Source organism: Saccharothrix longispora, assembly GCF_031455225.1.
In the GTDB taxonomy this organism is placed as follows: domain Bacteria; phylum Actinomycetota; class Actinomycetes; order Mycobacteriales; family Pseudonocardiaceae; genus Actinosynnema; species Actinosynnema longispora.
This window is the reverse complement of the sequence record NZ_JAVDSG010000001.1, coordinates 4475479-4491309: the sequence shown is the minus strand read 5'-3', so window position 1 is coordinate 4491309 and position 15831 is coordinate 4475479. Positions and strand designations below refer to the sequence as shown.

At 75.0% G+C, this 15831-nt stretch carries 17 protein-coding genes; 10 read left to right on the top strand and 7 right to left on the bottom strand.

All coding sequences use genetic code 11. The features are described 5' to 3' along the window. Positions 1-47: 47 nt before the first annotated feature. Entirely contained in the window at positions 48-875 is an 828-nt protein-coding gene (locus tag J2S66_RS18070) for an SDR family NAD(P)-dependent oxidoreductase (protein WP_310308308.1), read from the bottom strand. Positions 876-980: 105 nt separating this feature from the next. On the opposite strand from J2S66_RS18070, the gene J2S66_RS18065 reads away from it, so the two are divergent. Further along, positions 981-2990: a UvrD-helicase domain-containing protein gene (locus J2S66_RS18065; RefSeq protein ID WP_310308306.1), complete on the top strand. Its 2010-nt coding sequence runs from the start codon at positions 981-983 to the stop codon at positions 2988-2990. Positions 2991-3005: 15 nt separating this feature from the next. On the opposite strand, the gene J2S66_RS18060 is transcribed toward J2S66_RS18065, so the two are convergent. Continuing rightward, on the bottom strand, positions 3006-3395 hold the full coding sequence (locus tag J2S66_RS18060) for an OsmC family protein (RefSeq protein WP_310308304.1): 390 nt from the start codon (positions 3393-3395) through the stop codon (positions 3006-3008). A gap of 122 nt (positions 3396-3517) precedes the next feature. On the opposite strand from J2S66_RS18060, the gene J2S66_RS18055 reads away from it, so the two are divergent. Beyond that, a complete protein-coding gene (locus J2S66_RS18055) occupies positions 3518-4216 on the top strand; it encodes a class I SAM-dependent methyltransferase (RefSeq protein WP_310308303.1) in 699 nt (232 codons plus the stop codon). Beyond that, positions 4216-5736 (top strand): FAD-dependent oxidoreductase, encoded by a 1521-nt coding sequence (locus tag J2S66_RS18050; RefSeq protein WP_310308301.1) that lies wholly within the window; start codon positions 4216-4218, stop codon positions 5734-5736. The genes J2S66_RS18055 and J2S66_RS18050 overlap by 1 nt, the downstream gene beginning before the upstream one ends. A gap of 11 nt (positions 5737-5747) precedes the next feature. Here J2S66_RS18050 and J2S66_RS18045 read toward each other — a convergent pair whose 3' ends face one another. Next, complete coding sequence (locus J2S66_RS18045; RefSeq protein ID WP_310308300.1) at positions 5748-6542, bottom strand: ArsR/SmtB family transcription factor; 795 nt, start codon at positions 6540-6542, stop codon at positions 5748-5750. Positions 6543-6688: 146 nt separating this feature from the next. Between J2S66_RS18045 and J2S66_RS18040 the strand changes: the two genes are divergently transcribed. Beyond that, positions 6689-7069 carry an SH3 domain-containing protein gene (locus J2S66_RS18040; protein WP_310308299.1) on the top strand — a complete coding sequence of 127 codons (381 nt, stop codon included), beginning with the start codon at positions 6689-6691 and terminating at the stop codon, positions 7067-7069. 72 nt (positions 7070-7141) lie between these two features. Here the strand turns inward: J2S66_RS18040 and J2S66_RS18035 are convergent, their stop codons facing one another. Continuing rightward, a complete protein-coding gene (locus tag J2S66_RS18035) occupies positions 7142-7387 on the bottom strand; it encodes a hypothetical protein (RefSeq protein WP_310308297.1) in 246 nt (81 codons plus the stop codon). A 123-nt stretch (positions 7388-7510) separates the two neighbouring features. Between J2S66_RS18035 and J2S66_RS18030 the strand changes: the two genes are divergently transcribed. Further along, on the top strand, positions 7511-8350 hold the full coding sequence (locus J2S66_RS18030) for a helix-turn-helix domain-containing protein (protein ID WP_310308295.1): 840 nt from the start codon (positions 7511-7513) through the stop codon (positions 8348-8350). Beyond that, positions 8347-8526: a DUF397 domain-containing protein gene (locus J2S66_RS18025; RefSeq protein ID WP_310308294.1), complete on the top strand. Its 180-nt coding sequence runs from the start codon at positions 8347-8349 to the stop codon at positions 8524-8526. Before J2S66_RS18030 ends, J2S66_RS18025 begins: the two co-directional genes overlap by 4 nt. A gap of 31 nt (positions 8527-8557) precedes the next feature. Here J2S66_RS18025 and J2S66_RS18020 read toward each other — a convergent pair whose 3' ends face one another. From J2S66_RS18020 to J2S66_RS18010, 3 genes are all read right to left on the bottom strand, one after another. After that, positions 8558-8890: a hypothetical protein gene (locus J2S66_RS18020; RefSeq protein WP_306746701.1), complete on the bottom strand. Its 333-nt coding sequence runs from the start codon at positions 8888-8890 to the stop codon at positions 8558-8560. Positions 8891-9010: 120 nt separating this feature from the next. Next, entirely contained in the window at positions 9011-9979 is a 969-nt protein-coding gene (locus tag J2S66_RS18015; protein WP_310308292.1) for a Rieske (2Fe-2S) protein, read from the bottom strand. A 13-nt stretch (positions 9980-9992) separates the two neighbouring features. Continuing rightward, a complete protein-coding gene (locus tag J2S66_RS18010) occupies positions 9993-10916 on the bottom strand; it encodes a phytoene/squalene synthase family protein (protein ID WP_310308291.1) in 924 nt (307 codons plus the stop codon). Positions 10917-11081: 165 nt separating this feature from the next. On the opposite strand from J2S66_RS18010, the gene J2S66_RS18005 reads away from it, so the two are divergent. The 4 genes from J2S66_RS18005 to J2S66_RS17990 all read left to right on the top strand — a co-directional run bounded on the left by J2S66_RS18005 (position 11082) and on the right by J2S66_RS17990 (position 15803). Next, positions 11082-12179 (top strand): polyprenyl synthetase family protein, encoded by a 1098-nt coding sequence (locus tag J2S66_RS18005; RefSeq protein ID WP_310308290.1) that lies wholly within the window; start codon positions 11082-11084, stop codon positions 12177-12179. Positions 12180-12183: 4 nt separating this feature from the next. Continuing rightward, on the top strand, positions 12184-13647 hold the full coding sequence (crtI, locus tag J2S66_RS18000; protein WP_310308289.1) for a phytoene desaturase family protein: 1464 nt from the start codon (positions 12184-12186) through the stop codon (positions 13645-13647). Positions 13648-14024: 377 nt separating this feature from the next. After that, entirely contained in the window at positions 14025-15575 is a 1551-nt protein-coding gene (locus J2S66_RS17995) for a lipase family protein (protein WP_310308288.1), read from the top strand. A gap of 48 nt (positions 15576-15623) precedes the next feature. Next, positions 15624-15803 (top strand): hypothetical protein, encoded by a 180-nt coding sequence (locus tag J2S66_RS17990; RefSeq protein WP_310308287.1) that lies wholly within the window; start codon positions 15624-15626, stop codon positions 15801-15803. Positions 15804-15831 lie beyond the last annotated feature (28 nt).

The following is a 15831-nucleotide window of genomic DNA, read 5'->3' as shown; positions in this document are numbered from 1 at the left end:
GCGCGCGTCGCCCGGTCGGACCTGCGGAACAGGATGCCGACGCGTGATCAGACCCGCCACCTGGTCGCGCCGGGCGGCTCGGCCTCCAGCGCGCCCGCGAACGCCTCCGCGATCGCCGGCACGTCCCACGCCTCCCGCTCCAGCACGGGCTGCTTGACCGCGTACTGGGCGATGAGGTGCAGCTTGTCCGGCAGGAACCGCACGAGGTGGCCGGTGACGGCCCGGGAGAGGTCGCTGAGCAGGTAGGTGACGAGCGGCGCCATCAGGTCCGGCGTCTGCCCGGGCGAGCTGATGCCGTCGCGGCGCGGGTCGAGCTCCATCATCGGCGTCCACGCCAGCGGAGCGACGCCGTTCACCCGGACCTCCCGCTCGGCGAGCGCGCCCGCCCAGGACAGCGTCAGCGACGCCACCGCGCCCTTGGACGCCGAGTAGGCCGCCGCGTCCGCCCGGCCCAGCATCGCGCCGGACACCACGTTCACGATCGACCCGCCGCGCATGACCCGCGCGGCCTCGGTGCCGCAGTACAGCGTGCCCAGCACGTTGACCTCGACGACCCGCCGCAGCACCGCCGGGTCGTCGTCCCAGGGGTGCGCGAAGTGCGTGACGCCCGCGTTGTTCACCAGGCCGTCGAGCCCGCCGTAGGTGTCCGCGCAGAGCCGCACGAGCGAGGCGGCCCGCTCCGGGTCGGCCACCGACCCCTCGTGCGCGACGGCCTCGCCGCCCGCCGCCCGGATCGCCCCCGCGACCTCCTCGGCGCCGGCGACGTCGTTGACCACGACCCGCGCGCCCTCGGCCGCCGCGTGCCGCGCGTACGCCTCGCCCAGACCCCGGCCCGCGCCGGTCACCACCACGGCCTTGCCGTCGAGAATCCCCATGAGGTGCATTCTCGCGCGCACAGGGGTGGGGTGTGGTAGGAATAAAGGTTGTATTCGCTCGAAAGAGCGGAATGCAGACACCTCAGTATAACACGGGGAGCAAGCGTGACAACAGGGGAATTGTCCGCGGAACGACACCGCATCGCTTTCCTGCACGACCGGCTCGACCGGGAGCGCGCCGCCGCACAGGCCGGGCTGGAGGCGGCGCTGCGTGACCCGCACGAGCAGCGCTGGCACCGCGAGGTGACCGTGCGGATGCTGTCCGAGCAGGTCAACCGGTTGAAGGTGGCGGACGAGGGGCTGTGCTTCGGCCGCATCGACACCGCGGACGGCGAGCGCACCTACGTCGGCCGGGTCGGTTTGTTCGACGAGGAGGCGGACTGGGCGCCGCTGCTCACGGATTGGCGCGCACCCGCCGCCCGGCCGTTCTACACGGCGACCGCCGCCCGCCCCGAAGGCGTGGTCCTGCGCCGCCACTTCCACACGAGGGGGCGATTCCTGGAGGGTTTCCACGACGACGAGCTGGACATGACGTCGGCCGCGCTGCTGGCCGCCGTGAACGCGCCCCGCGCGGAGGTGATGCGCGACATCGTGGCCACCATCCAGGCCGAGCAGGACGAGGTGATCCGCCTGCCGCACGAGGGCGTGCTGGTCATCGAGGGCGGGCCTGGCACCGGCAAGACGGCCGTGGCCCTGCACCGCGTCGCCTACCTGCTCTACACCCGGCGCGAGCGGCTGTCCCGGCAGGGAGTGCTGGTGGTCGGCCCGAACGCGGGCTTCCTGCGCCACATCTCGCGGGTGCTGCCGTCGCTGGGCGAGACGGACGTGGTGTTCGCGACGCCCGGCGAGCTGTTCCCCGGCGTGCGGACCGACCGCGAGGACACCCCGGCCCTCCAGGCGCTCAAGGGCGGTCTCGGGGCCGTCGACCTGGTGCGGGAGGCCATCGTCGACCGCGAGGAGCTGCCCGTCGAACCGGTGCGGCTGGAGCTGGAGGACGTGGTGGTGGAGCTGACCGCGCCGATCGCCGCCGCCGCCCGCGACGTCGCCCGCGCGTCCGGCCTCAAGCACAACGAGGCGGGGCCGCTGTTCCACCGCGCCCTGGTGGACGGCCTGGTCGCGCCCGCGCTCACGCTGATCGGCGAGGACTGGCCGGAGCTGGCGGGCGACGTGCGGCGCGAGCTGGCGCGGCACCCGGACCTGCGCCGCGCGGCGTCGGCCCTGTGGCCGGTGCTCACACCGCAGGAGCTGCTGGCCGACCTGTACGCGGGCCGGTGCGCCGCGCTGGGCCACCCGGGACTGCTGCGCGCCGACCCGGCGGCGTGGACGGTGTCGGACGTGCCGCTGCTGGACGAGGCGGCCGAGCAGCTGGGCGACGACGGCCGCGCCGAGCGGGCCGCCGAACGCGTCCGCCGCGCCGAGGTGGAGTACGCGCGGGGCGTGCTGGAGGTCGTCGACACCGACGCGGCGATGCACGAGGACGAGCTGCGCGCCGTGGACCTGGTCGACGCCGAGTGGCTGGCCGACCGGCACACCGAGGTGGACCACCGCGTGCTCGCCGACCGCGCCGCCGCCGACCGGGAGTGGACCTACGGCCACGTGGTGGTCGACGAGGCTCAGGAGCTGTCCGAGATGGACTGGCGCGTGCTGGCCCGCCGCAGCCCGAACCGCTCCATGACGATCGTCGGCGACCTGGCCCAGCGCCAGGCCGACGCGGGCGTCCGGGCGTGGGGGCGGGTCCTGGACCGCTACGTGCCGGGCCGCTGGCGCTACCGCCGCCTCACGGTCAACTACCGCACCCCGGCGGAGATCGTGGACTTCGCCGCGCGGGCCCTGGCCGAGGTCGACCCCGCCGCGACCGCCCCGACCTCCATCCGCTCCGGCGAACCGCCGCTGGAGGTCGCCGGCGCGGACCCGGGGTCGTTCCGGCCGTCGACGGGCACGTTCGCGGTGATCGGCGTGGACGGCCCCCTGACCCCGCGCGCGGCCAAGGGCCTGGAGTTCGACGTGGTCGTCGTGCTCGACCCGGAGCGCATGGCGCCGGCGGAGCGCTACGTCGCCCTGACCAGGGCGACCCGGCGCCTGGTGGTGGTCCGCGACCCCGTGCTCAGGGGGTGATGCGCACCGAGCCGCTCATGCCACGCCCACCGGCCAGCCACCGATCAGGGGCGCGTGCGAGACGGCGAGGTCCACCAGGTCCTGGCGCCTCGACTCCGGCACGTTGGGCAGCTCCACCTTCAGCCGCGCCTCCACGTCGTACTTCTCCGCGCCCTCGTGGCGCAGGGTCACGCCGGCCGACACGGTGCAGCCGGAGGTGTCGTCGCCGCCGGAGGACGCGATCAGCTCGATGCTCTGGTGCAGGCACGTGGCCAGCGCGGCGGCGTAGAGCTGTTCGGAGTTCCAGCCGCCGCCCGGGCCGCCCAGTTCCGGCGGGGCGGCCACGGGCAGTTCGGAGTCGTCGACCCGCACCGCGCCCGGTCCGGACACGGCGGTGGTGGAGTACAGGTTCGTCGCAGTCGTCACGGGCGGGTGAGTACCCCGCTCCACGGGGATTGCACCCGGACCGCCGTCATGCGAACGGATGACGCCGGTCCTACCGTGATCACGGACCTGGGGATCGGCGGGGAAGAGCGGAAGGTGTCGGGATGGCGAGGTTGGCGGTCGGCGCGGTGCCCGGGGCGTTCGACGAGGCGGCGTCGGGCTACGACCTGCTGGTCGGCGCGAACCCGGACTACCACCGGGAGCTGCGGCGCTCCGCGACCGCGCTGGGCGTGCGCGACGGCGGGCGCGGGCAGCGGTTCCTGGACCTGGGCTGCGGCACGGGCGCGTCCACGGCGGCCCTGCTGGCGGCGGCCCCGCACGCGGAGGTGGTCGCGGTCGACGCGTCCGCCGGGATGCTCGACCGGGCGCGGCGCAAGCCGTGGCCGGACACGGTGACGTTCGTGCACGCCCGCGCCGAGGACCTGGCCGTGCACGGGCCGTTCGACGGGGTGTTCGCCGCCTACCTGGTGCGCAACCTGGAGCAGCCGGACCCGGTGCTCGACGCGGTGCGCGGCCTGCTCAAGCCCGGCGGCCGGTTCGTGGCGCACGAGTACTCGGTGCGCGACTCGTGGGCGGCGACGGCGCTGTGGACGTTCGTCTGCTGGGCGGTGATCATCCCGAGCGGGGCGCTGGTCACCCGGTCGCCGAAGCTCTACACGTACCTGTGGCGCAGCGTGCTGGACTTCGACGGCGCGTCCGCCCTGCGCGACCGCCTGCGGCGCATCGGGTTCACCGGCGTCCGCGCGCTGCCCGCGGCCGGGTGGCAGCGCGGCATCGTTCACACGTTCGTGGGCAAGGCCTGATGCGCGACCGGAAGGCCGTCCGCGTCCCGGGGCCGACCGGGCGGGCGTCGTGCGACGGGAAGCGGGTCGTGGTCGTCGGTGGTGGCATCGCGGGGCTGGCGGCGGCGACGGTCCTGGCCGAGCGCGGCGCGCACGTGGTGCTGTGCGAACGGGAGGACCACCTGGGCGGGCGGGTCGGCGGCTGGGAGACGGTCCTGGCCGACGGCAGCCGCGCCACGATGACGCGCGGGTTCCACGCGTTCTTCCGGCAGTACTACAACCTGCGGTCATTGCTGCGCCGCGTCGACCCGACGGGTGACGCCCTGACGGCCATGCCCGACTACCCGCTGTGGCACGCCGGGGGGCACCGCGAGGGCTTCGCCGGCCTGCCGCGCACCGCGCCCTGGAACGCCCTGGGCTTCCTGCTGCGCAGCCCGACGTTCCGGCCGCGCGACCTGACCTCGGTGGACGTCCGCGCCGCCCTGCCGCTGCTCGACGTCTCCGTGCCCCGCGCCTACGACGAGCTGGACGCCCTCGACGCCGCCGACTACCTGCGCCGCATCCGCTTCCCCGAGGCCGCCCACGCGCTGGCCTTCGAGGTCTTCTCGCGCAGCTTCTTCGCCCACCCGAGCCGCATGTCGGCCGCCGAGCTGGCGGCCATGTTCCACATCTACTTCCTGGGCTCCAACGAGGGCCTGCTCTTCGACGTGGCGGCCGACCCGTTCCCGCACGCCCTGTGGGACCCGCTGGCCCGCTACCTGACCGGGCGCGGCGTCACCGTCCGCACCGGCACGCCCGTGCGCCGCGTCTCCCGCGCCTCCCGCGGCTTCACCGTCGAGCTGGACGACGACGCGCCGACCGCCGACGCCGTGGTGCTGGCCGCCGACGTGAACGGCCTGCGCGCCCTCGTGGAGGACTCGGACCTGGCCACGCCGGAGTGGCGGGCGGACGTCAAGGCCCTGGACACCGCCCCGCCGTTCCTGGTCTCCCGCTACTGGCTGGACCGCCCGGTGCGGCGCGACCGGCCGGGGTTCCTCGGCACCAGCGGCTACGACCTGCTGGACAACGTCACCGTGCTGGACGCCTACGAGCACGAGGCCCGCGCCTGGGCGGCCCGCACCGGCGGCGCCGTGGTCGAGCTGCACGGCTACTCGCTGCCCGACGGCGTCACCGAGCAGGAGGCCCGTGCCCGCCTCCTGGCCCAGCTGCACGAGGTCTACCCGGAGACCCGGTCGGCGCGCGTCGTCGACGAGCGCCACGAGCTGCGCGCCGACTGCCCGCTGTTCCCGCCGGGCGGCTGGCCGACCCGGCCGACCGTGCGCACCCCGGAACCGGGCCTGGTGCTGGCGGGCGACCTGGTCCGCGTGGACCTCCCGGTCGCCCTGATGGAACGGGCGGCGACCACCGGGTTCGCCGCCGCCAACCACCTGCTGTCGGACTGGGGCGTGGCGGGCACCGACCTGTGGACCGTGCCGACCGCGGGCCGGGGCCCGGTCCTGCGCACCCTCGCGCGCCGGTTCGGCCGGGCTCCGGTCGCCTGAGGCGGGGGCCGTCACGCCCGCCGGCCCACCAGCGACTCGCCCAGCGCCGTCAGCGAGTGCACGGTCTTGCGGCCGAGGCGGGCCGTGCGCACCAGCCCCGCCGCGCGCAGCACCCCGGTGTGCCTGCTGACCGACGCGGCCGACGTGCCGAGCCGGCGGGCCAGCTCGGTGGTGCCCGCGCCGCTGCGCACGCCGCGCAGCACGGCCCCCCGCGTCGGCCCCAGCAGCGCGTCCAGGCAGTCGCCGCCGACCGCGGTCACGGCGTTCAGCCGCTCGACCGGGTACACCAGCACCGGCACCGGGTCGTCCCGCACCACGGCCCGGCCGTGGCAGAAGTAGGAGGGCAGCAGCCGCAGCCCGCGCCCGCGCAGGTGCAGTTCGCCGCCCGGCGCGCAGTCCACCACCAGCACCGGCGGCTCCCAGCGGGCGTGCGGGAGGAACCCGGACAGCAGGCCGTGCACGCCGCCGTCGAGCAGGTCGTGGGCGCGGCGCGCCCGGTCGGCGTCCACGCTCTCCCGCACCGCCGCCGCCCACGGCGCGACGAGCACGCCGTGCAGGGCGGCCACCACCTCGGCGGGCGCGGACGCGGTCGCCGGGCACGGGCCGTCCGCCAGCAGGCGCAGCAGGGTGGTGGCGGGACCGCCGAGGCGGGCCAGGTCGCCGCGCACCACCCGCTCCCACCGCCGGAACGGCGGCGGTCGGTCCCGCAGCCGCCGACCGGCCAGCACGACCTCCCACAGCGGGTCGGCGGCCGATGCCACCGACACGCGCGCGAGGTCGTCCTTGTCGAAGAAAATCCGCAGCACGACGTCCCCCCGAACCTCGGTCTCCCCACCTTGTTATCGGCATGGGCCGAACGCTTGTTTCCGCTGTACTGCAAAAGGATGGCGTGATTAGGCCGTTCGGGGACATGCTCTGTCCCGTTCGAACACCGCACCACAGAGGGGGAGACATGAAGGCGATCACGACACTGGCCCTGACCGCGGCGGCAGCGGCGATGCCCGTCGCGCTCCTGGCGGCACCGGCCCAGGCCGCGCCCGTCGACGGCTCGTCGACCGAGCGGCACGCGTCCTGCGGCACCAACGGTCCGAACCTGGACCCCGCGACCAGTTCGGGAGCCACGTCGGGGGCGCGCCTCCGCACCGGCTCGGACACGAGCTGTACGGGCCGGGGGTCGAGCCAGCCGTCGGACGGCCTCGACTACTACTGCTACACCATGGGCAACGACGGCATGACCTGGACGTTCCTGCGCAACAACAGGACCGGCGTGGTCGGCTGGACGCGGGACGACCTGCTGCCGGACGGCGGCAGCACCGTGCACTGCGGCTTCTGACCCACCACGTCGGCGGGGCGCTCCTCGGACCGGTCACGAGGGGCGCCCCGCCGGCTCAGCACCACTGCCGGCTCAGCACCACACCAGCCGGGCCCGTGCCCCGTCCCCGCCCGCGAACAACCTCGCCGCGCGCTCCGGGTCGCGCAGGCTCATCCGCACCCGCCGCTCCACGCCGACGACCTCGGCCCGGTCGGGGAACGCCATGCCCCACGCGGCGACATCGGCGTCCTCGCGGTCGCCGTACTCGCGCACCACGGCGAACAGCCGGGGCGCGTCGTCGGAGACCAGCTCCGCCACGAACTCGTCGTAAGAATCCATGCCGCCGGATGCTAGGCATAATGCCGCGCATTTCTGCGCCGCTGGACGCTGCACGATCGGGTGATCATGAAGTTCGCCCGCCGGGACGATGTCGAAGGCAGGGCGAGGAGCGGAGGACCGTCGGTGCGACCGACCGTGCGCAGCCGGAGGCTGGGCGGCAAGCTGGGGACCTACCGGAGGGGCAGCGGCCTGTCGGGCACCGAGCTGGCCGCACGGCTCGGCATCCACCAGGCCACCTGGTCCAAGGTGGAGTCGGGCAAGGCCAAGGCGTCCCCGGCCGTCCTCGCCAGGGCGGTGGAGGAACTGGGCATCCCCGGCGACATCGCCGCCCAGCTGACCGAACTGCGCCGCAAGGCCGACGAGCCGGGCTGGTGGCAGGACTACGGCGACATCCTCTCCGAGGCCGTGCAGATGCTCATCGAGCTGGAGGCCGACGCCTCCTGGATTCGCACGTACGAGGGAGAGGTAATCCCCGGCCTGTTGCAGACCCGCGACTACGCCGAGCAGGTCATCGCAGCCGGTGCGCCGCACATGAGGGCTGCCGACATCGACCGCTACCTGGAACTGCGCATGCGGCGGCAGGAGCGGCTCGGCCAGGGGCTGCGGCTGACCGCGATCATCGGCGAGGCCGCCATCCGGCAGCAGGTCGGTGGTCCTGACGTGCTGCGCGACCAACTGCGCCACATCGTAGAGGTGATCCGCAGGCGGGACGTGACGGTACAGGTCGTGCCGTTCAGCGCCGGTGCCCACGCCGCGCTCGGCGAGTCGTTCGTGATCATCCAGTGGCCCGACGAGGCCGATCCGCAAGCCGTGTACGTCGACGGCGTGACATCCTGGACGGTGCACGAGCGCAGCGGTGTCATTCGCAGCTACCTGCACGCGATCGCCTCGGTGCAGAGCCGCGCCCTGCCGCCGCGCGCGTCACTGAACCTCATCGACGACCTGATCGAGGAGCTGCGATGAACACCGGGTCCTGGCGCAAGAGCAGCCACAGCACGGCCACCGGCAACTGCGTGGAGGTCGCCCGCACGACCGGCGGCGTGCTCCTGCGGGACAGCAAGCAGCCGGCCGCCGGCGTCGTCACCGTCCCGGACCGGTCCTGGGCCGCGTTCCGCGCCGCCGTGGCCCCCCGGGTCTGACCCTCGGAGCCTGGCCCTCAGCGCCTGATCCTCAGCGCACCCGCGACCAGTACACCGCCCCCTCCAGCAGCGCCGACAGCCCGACCAGGAAGTGGGGCAGGTCGTCCTTGTGCAGCCGGGCGGTCAGGTGGTCGGCCGTGACGGTGACCTGCTCGCGCTCCTTCGGCCGCGATCTCCGGTGCAGCCGCACCAGGTAGCCCACGACGAGCGCCTCGACCCCCGGCAGCAGGCTCTTGGGCAGGTGGTCGATGCTCCGCGGCAGGTCCAGCCGGACCACGACGCGCCCGCGGTCCTTGGTGATGCCCAGGAGGCCGGGCAGCGCGTGGTCCGCCGCGAGCTCGGCCGAGACGGTCTGCTGTGCCATGACGAACGACCGTGCCAGATGGACCGGCCGGGCAGAATCCCCGGCCGCGACCCGCAACCCGTTCGGAACAGTGCGGTCCACGTCGCGGGGAATGGGCGCGGGAACGGGACGCGGGACGGGTCAGCCGGGGAAGCGGCCCGTCGTGCGCAACCGGTACCGGCGTTCGGCGTAGGCCAGATCGTCCTTCCACAGGCGGGCCGCCGCCCACTTCATCAACGGGCGGATGGCCGGCGCCACCGGGAGGGCCTTGGTGAAGCCGGGCCGGTCCGAGTAGGCGATGGTGGCCTCGACGACCGCCGTCCGCGCGGAACCGTCGGCGGCCGGGGCCAGTGGCGTCGCGTGCGTCTCCACGACGCTGCCCGCGCCTTCGCCCTGCACGACGTGCATGACGACCGTGCGCGGCTCGGGGCAGGTGAAGGCGGCCACCACGGGCACGCCGACCTTCCCGACGAGCTTGAACGTCACCTCGACGAGGAAGCGGTCGTCCTCTTCGGTCGGCGTCTCCAGCACGGTGAGGTTCGCGAACGAGTAGGGGTGGAACCAGGCGCCGTGCCACGGGTCGAGCCGGTTGGCCACGACGTCCTCCGGCTCGCACCGGCCGATCACGGTGGCCACCGCGTCCAGCGACCCGGTCGGCGGGCGCTCCGGCAGCACGGGCAGCGGCAACGGCTCCTCGCCGCCCACGTCGTCCAACCGCACCCACACCAGCACGCCGTCGTCGTGCGCCGGGTACGGGCTCCACGCGCCGAACTTGCGCGACCCCAGCGCCAACCCGTGCCACCGGCACACCAGTTCGCCCCGGTGCACGGCCCCGTCGCACAGCGGCGCGCCCAGGTGCGGGCACGAGCCCGGTCCGGCCAGCACCGACGGCCCCGACCGCCACGCCACGACCTCGACGCCGGCGATCGTGCGGCCGAACGGCTTGTCCGCGGTGACCTCGCGGCTGGCCGCCAGCACGAACCAGTTGCCCGACGGCCTGGCCGTGGCGCGCTTCAGCGCGGCCTCGATCAGCGCGGGCTTCGCGTCCCGCCAGGTGGGTTCCTGCTCCGGCCACGGCTTGGCGGCGAAGCGGCGCAGCGGCATGGACATGCGGTTCTCCAGATCAGGCGAGGACGGCGCGGGCCAGGGCGGGCAGGGCGATGGCCAGCCGCCTGCCGTTGGACACGGTGACCCGGCGGGACAGCACGTCGTAGTCGGCGCGCTCGACGAGGTCCAGGATGCGCCCGTACAGCCGGTACGCGGTGGCCACGCACGGCCGGGACGCGGGGGAGAGCATCGGGATGCCCGGCGCGGCGTCGCGGTAGACCGACCGCGTCCGCTCGACCTGGAACGCCAGCGCCCGCTTGATCCTCGGGTCGGTGCGCCCGGTGCGGCGCGCCCACAGCAGCAGCTCCCGGTCCACGTCGAACGACGCCAGCTCCTCGGTGGGCAGGTACACCCGGCCCCGGTCGAGGTCCTCGCCGACGTCGCGCAGGAAGTTCGTCAGCTGGAACGCCACGCCCAGCGCCGCCGCCGCCGGCTCGGCCTCCGCGCGCGGCACGGACGTGCCCAGCACCGGCAGCACCTGCAACCCGATCACCGCCGCCGACCCGTGCACGTACCGCGCCAGGTCGGCGTACGTCGCGTAGGAGGAGACCGTGAGGTCCATCCGCATCGAGGTCATGAAGTCCTCGAACAGGGAGGGGGCGATGTCGTAGCGGCGGGCGGTGTCCACCACGGCGGCGACCACCGGGTCGTCGCTGCGGCCCTCGGCCAGGCCGGCCGCCAGCTTCTCCTCCACAGTGGACAGCTGGGCGGCGCGCTCGGCGGGCGTGCGGCCGTCGTGCACCTCGTCCACGACGTCGTCCGCCCACCGGGCGAAGCCGTACAGCGCGTGGATCGCCGGCCGGCGCTCGCGGGGCAGCAGCCGGGTGGCCAGGTAGTAGGTGCGGCCGTGCTCGGCGTTGAGCGCGCGGCAGCGTTGGTAGGCCAGCCGCAGCGCGGGGTCCGTTATGGCGGCGGCGTCGAGTTCCCGATCGACCGACATGGCGTCCTTCCGCAGGGTTTCGCGACCACGCTAGGACCACCCGGCGCGCTCCGCACAACGGGTGGCGCGACGGGCCGGGTCGATCACCGGCCGCCGTTCCATCATGCAGAACGTTCAGCGTGCTGATTAGCTCGATCGGTGATCGCAGGCGTCGGGAGGGGCACGATGACGTTGGTTTCCAGGGCACGTCCCGGCACGAGGCCGGCGTTCGACGACGGTCTCCTGCCCCGGCTGCACGGGGAGCTGGAAGCTTTTCTCGCGCGCGCGCCCGACCTGGCGCCCGACCTGACCGACGCGCTCGCCCGGCTGCTGCTCTCCGGCGGCAAGCGGGTGCGCCCGACGTTCGCGTGGTGGGGGTGGCGCGCCGCGGGCGGCCCGGTCGACGGACCGCGGGCCGACGTGGCGGTGCGCGCGCTGATCGCCCTGGAGCTGCTCCAGGGCTGCGCGCTGGTGCACGACGACGTGATGGACCGGTCGGCGACCCGGCGCGGCCGGCCGGCCGCGCACGTCGCGTTCGCCGCGCGCCACCACCGGGGGCGGTGGGCGGGCGACTCCCGGCACTACGGCGACAGCGCCGCCGTCCTGGTCGGCGACCTGGCACTGGCGTGGGCCGACGACGCGCTCGTCACCGCCGGGCTGGACGGCGCGGCGCTGGCGCGGGCGTGGGTGCCGTGGCAGGCGATGCGCACCGAGATGATCGCCGGTCAGCACCTCGACCTGCTCGCGGGCGCGCGGCGCGAGGAGTCGCTGGAGAAGGCGCTCACCGTGGCCAGGCTCAAGACCGCCGCCTACACCGTCGAACGGCCGCTGCACCTGGGCGCGGCGATGGCCGGCGCGCCCGCGCACCTGGTGGACGCGCTGCGCTCGTACGGCCGCGACATCGGCGTGGCGTTCCAGTTGCGCGACGACCTGCTCGGCGTGTTCGGCGACCCGGCCGTCACCGGCAAGCCCGCCGGCGACGACCTGCGCGACGGCAAGCGGACCGCGTTGATGGCGCTCGCGCTGGGCCTGGCCCGCAGCGCCGGCCGGCCGGACGCGGCCCGCGTGCTGCGGGACTGCCTGGAGGGGCGCGAGGTGACCGACGGGACCGTGCTGGAGGTGTGCGCGCTGCTGTGGGAGCTGGGCGCGGTCGACGCGGTGGAGGAGCGGATCGACTCGCTCACCGGTCTCGCGCTCCAGGCCCTCGACCAGGTCGAGCTGGACGAGCCGGTGCGCGCCGCGCTGGGCGCCCTGGCCGCCACCGCGACCGATCGGAGGAGGTGACGTGGTGCGCGTCGTGCGTGGTCGCACCGATTCGGTGGTCGTGGTGGGCGCGGGGCTGGCCGGGCTGTCGGCGGCCCTGCACCTGCGCGGGGCTGGGCACGAGGTGACCGTCGTGGAACGGCTCGCCCACCCCGGCGGGCTGGCCGGGCGGCTGGACGTCGCCGGGCACTCGATCGACACCGGGCCGACCGTTCTCACCATGCCGGAACTGCTGGACGAGGCGCTGGGCGCGGTCGGTGAACGGCTGGCCGACCGGGTCGAGCTGCTGCCGCTGCACCCGGCCTACCGGGCGTGCTTCGCCGACGGGAGCGCGCTCGACGTGCACACCGGGGCCGAGGCGATGGAGGCCGCCGTGCGCGAGTTCGCCGGTGACCGCGAGGCCGCCGGGTACCGCGACCTGCGGGCGTGGCTGACCAGGCTGCACGAGGTGCAGCGCGACCGGTTCATCGGCGCGAACTTCGACAGCCCGCTGGACCTGCTGGGCCGCGACCTGGCGTCGTTGGCGGCGCTGGGCGGGTTCGGCACCCTGGACCGGGCGGTGGGCCGGTTCCTGCGCGACCCGAGGCTGCGCCGGGTGTTCACGTTCCAGGCGCTGTACGCGGGGGTCTCGCCGGGGAACGCGCTCGCGGCGTACGCGGTGATCGCCTACATGGACACCGTGGCGGGCGTGTGGTTCCCGCGAGGGGGCATGCGCGCCGTGCCGCGGGCCCTGGCGGACGCGGCGGCCGACGCGGGCGTGCGGTTCCGCTACGGGACCGAGGTCACGCGGCTGGAGTTCGCCGGGGACCGGGCGCGGGCGGTGGTCACGCCGGACGAGCGGTTGCCGTGCGACGCGGTCGTGCTGGCGGCCGGCCCCGCGCAGACGGCCCGGCTGCTGGGCGCGCGGGCCCGCCGCCGCCCGGTGCCGACCCGGTGGTCCCCGTCGGCGGTGGTGGTGCACCTGAGCGGGCCGCGCGAGCGGGACGTCGCGCACCACACCATCTCGTTCGGGGACGCGTGGGAGGGGACGTTCGACGAGATCGTGGACCGCGGCGAGCTGATGAGCGACCCGTCGCTGCTGCTCACCACGCCGTCGGCGACCGACGCGGCGCTGGCACCCGCCGACCGGCACCTGCACTACGTGCTGGCGCCGTGCCCGAACCTCGACGCCGGGCCGTTCGACTGGGACCGGTTCGGGGACGAGTACGCCGACCGGGTCGTGGCGGAGCTGGTCGACCGGAAGCTCCTCGCCGACGACGTGACCAGGTTGTCGCTGACCACGCCGGACGACTGGGCGCGGTCCGGGCAGGCGGCGGGGACACCGTTCTCGGCGGCGCACACGTTCGCCCAGACCGGTCCGTTCCGGGCGGGGAACCTGCCCTCGCGGCGCGGCAACGTGGTGTTGGCCGGCAGTGGGACCACGCCCGGTGTGGGCATTCCACCGGTGCTCATCTCGGGCCGGTTGGCCGCAGAACGCCTCCGCGCGTGAGGGGTGGACCCGGCCCGACCAGGTCGGGCCGGGTCCACCCGCCGCGTCAACTGGGCGTGGGCGGCTCCGGTGTCGGCGGGATCGGCGGCTCGGTGCCGGGCGCGGGGTCGGGGTCCGGGTGCCGGTGGGGCGGTTTCGGTGGCAGGGGGACCGGGCCCGGGGTCGGCGGCAACGGGCGGTCCGGGGGTTCTGGTTGCACCATGTCTACCTCCTGGGTGGGGCTACCCGATCACCGCCGCGTTCAGACACCCGGGTGACGGTGCCGCGCCGGCACTGCGGCAGGTGGGTGATCACGACGTCACCACCGGGTGAACGGGGGATCGCGGTCGGCCCGGTGGCGGATACCGTCGCACCCGCCGTGACCGGGGGAGGGGCACATGCGCGTGCCGGGTGCCGTGCTCGACCGCAGTCCGCTGCCCGCGCACCTGTGGCCCGACGCCGCGTCGGCCGCCCTGCGCATCGCCTACCAGGGGCTGGGCTACGACGGGGCGGGGCGCGAGGTCAGCGGCACGGTGTTCCTGCCGTCGGTCGACGCGCCGCCCGGCGGCTGGCCGGTCGTCGCCTACGCCCACGGCACCACCGGCCTGGCCGACCACTGCGCGCCGTCCCTGGTGGGCCTGAGCAGGCTGGAGCGCGAGCACGTCGGCCGCTGGCTGGCCGCCGGGTACGCGGTGACCGCCACCGACTACGAGGGCCTGGCCACGCCCGGCCCGCACCCGTACTTCAACGGCGAGGCGGTCGCCGACGACGTGGTGGACGCCGTGCGCGCCGCCCGCCGCGTCGACCCGCGGGTCGGTCGGACGTGGGTCGTCGTGGGCTTCTCGCAGGGCGGGCACGCGGCCCTGTTCACGGGTCTCGTGGCCACCGGGTACGCCCCGGAGTTGGACTTCCGCGGCACGATCGCCCTCGCCCCGCCGGTGCACCTGCCGATGCTGGTCGACCTGGTCACCGCCGACGGCGCGCGCCCGCTGCCGGTGCTGCTGCCGTTCCTGCTGGCGGGCGTGCGGGCCTCGCACCCCGACTTCGACGCCCGCCCGCTGCTCACCGCCACCGGCGCCCGACTGCTGGACGTGGCGGCGTCGGCCACGCTCGTCGACATGTTCCGCGCGGTCGCCCGGCTGACCAACGACGACGGCGGCACCACCGGCCTGCCCGCCCGGCCCGGCGTGGCCCCGGTGCTGCGCGCGTGCCGCGTGCCGGTGTCGCGGATGGACCGGCCCGTCTACCTCACCGCGGGCACGGCCGACGAGGTCGTGCCGCCGGCGGTGGTCGAGCGGTTCGCCGCCGACCTCGCCCGCGCGGGCACCGACCTGCGCTTCGACCGCCACGAGGGCGCGACGCACGCCGACGTGCTGGCGGCCGGCCACGCCGACCTCGTGGCGTGGGCCGACGCCCTGCCGGCCCGCGTGCCCGATCCCGCGCCGCCCCGCTTCGCCCTGTTCGACGCGGACGGGGACGGCCGGCTCACCGCGGACGACTACGAGGTGTTCGCGCTGCGCCTGGTGCAGGCGTTCGGCGAACCACCGGGCTCGCCGAGGGCGCTGGCCGTCCGGCGCGGCTACCGGGCGCTGTGGCGCGGCGTCGCCGAGCGCTCCGACACCGACCTCGACGGGCAGGTCGGCCGGGAGGAGTTCCTGCGCTGGCTCGCCGAGGGGAGCCGCAGCGGTTTCGAGCACGCCGTGCGCCCGCTCGCGGAGGCCGTGCTCGCCTTGGCGGACGACGGCGACGGCACCACCACGATCGTCGAGTTCACCCGCCTGCTCACCGCGTGCGGCCTGCCCCCGGACCGCGCGGCCGACGTGCCGGCGGCGTTCGACCACGACGCCGGCGGCACCGTCTCGACCGCCGAGGTGGTCGCCGTGGTCCGGGACTTCTGCCTCGACCCGGCGCCCGGCAAACCCGGTCACTGGCTGTTCGGCCGGCTCTGACCCTCTCCCCTATTGAATATCGATAGGATACGAGCGATACTCGATCGCATGAAGCAGCTCATCCCCGTCATCGCGGGCACCGTCCTCCTGGCGGCGCTCGGCGTCACCACCGTCGTCCTCGGCGGGGCCGACGACTCGCCCGGCCTCCAGCTCATCGGCGTCCTGCTGGTCGTCGGCGCGATCGTGCTCGCGGTGAGGAGCGTGCGGAACGCCCGCCGCGCCAGGTGAGCACTCGGGGTGCCGGTAGCCCCCGGAG

Bases quoted from the DNA above. Each gene is read 5' to 3' on its own strand.
- J2S66_RS18025 (WP_310308294.1), top strand. From the start codon at position 8,347: ATGAACACCGGGTCCTGGCGCAAGAGCAGCCACAGCACGGCCACCGGC.
- J2S66_RS17995 (WP_310308288.1), top strand. From the start codon at position 14,025: ATGCGCGTGCCGGGTGCCGTGCTCGACCGCAGTCCGCTGCCCGCGCAC.
- J2S66_RS18005 (WP_310308290.1), top strand. From the start codon at position 11,082: ATGACGTTGGTTTCCAGGGCACGTCCCGGCACGAGGCCGGCGTTCGAC.
- J2S66_RS18050 (WP_310308301.1), top strand. From the start codon at position 4,216: ATGCGCGACCGGAAGGCCGTCCGCGTCCCGGGGCCGACCGGGCGGGCG.
- J2S66_RS18070 (WP_310308308.1), bottom strand. From the start codon at position 875: ATGGGGATTCTCGACGGCAAGGCCGTGGTGGTGACCGGCGCGGGCCGG.
- J2S66_RS18015 (WP_310308292.1), bottom strand. From the start codon at position 9,979: ATGTCCATGCCGCTGCGCCGCTTCGCCGCCAAGCCGTGGCCGGAGCAG.
- J2S66_RS18035 (WP_310308297.1), bottom strand. From the start codon at position 7,387: ATGGATTCTTACGACGAGTTCGTGGCGGAGCTGGTCTCCGACGACGCG.
- J2S66_RS18040 (WP_310308299.1), top strand. From the start codon at position 6,689: ATGAAGGCGATCACGACACTGGCCCTGACCGCGGCGGCAGCGGCGATG.
- J2S66_RS18020 (WP_306746701.1), bottom strand. From the start codon at position 8,890: ATGGCACAGCAGACCGTCTCGGCCGAGCTCGCGGCGGACCACGCGCTG.
- J2S66_RS17990 (WP_310308287.1), top strand. From the start codon at position 15,624: ATGAAGCAGCTCATCCCCGTCATCGCGGGCACCGTCCTCCTGGCGGCG.
- J2S66_RS18010 (WP_310308291.1), bottom strand. From the start codon at position 10,916: ATGTCGGTCGATCGGGAACTCGACGCCGCCGCCATAACGGACCCCGCG.
- J2S66_RS18055 (WP_310308303.1), top strand. From the start codon at position 3,518: ATGGCGAGGTTGGCGGTCGGCGCGGTGCCCGGGGCGTTCGACGAGGCG.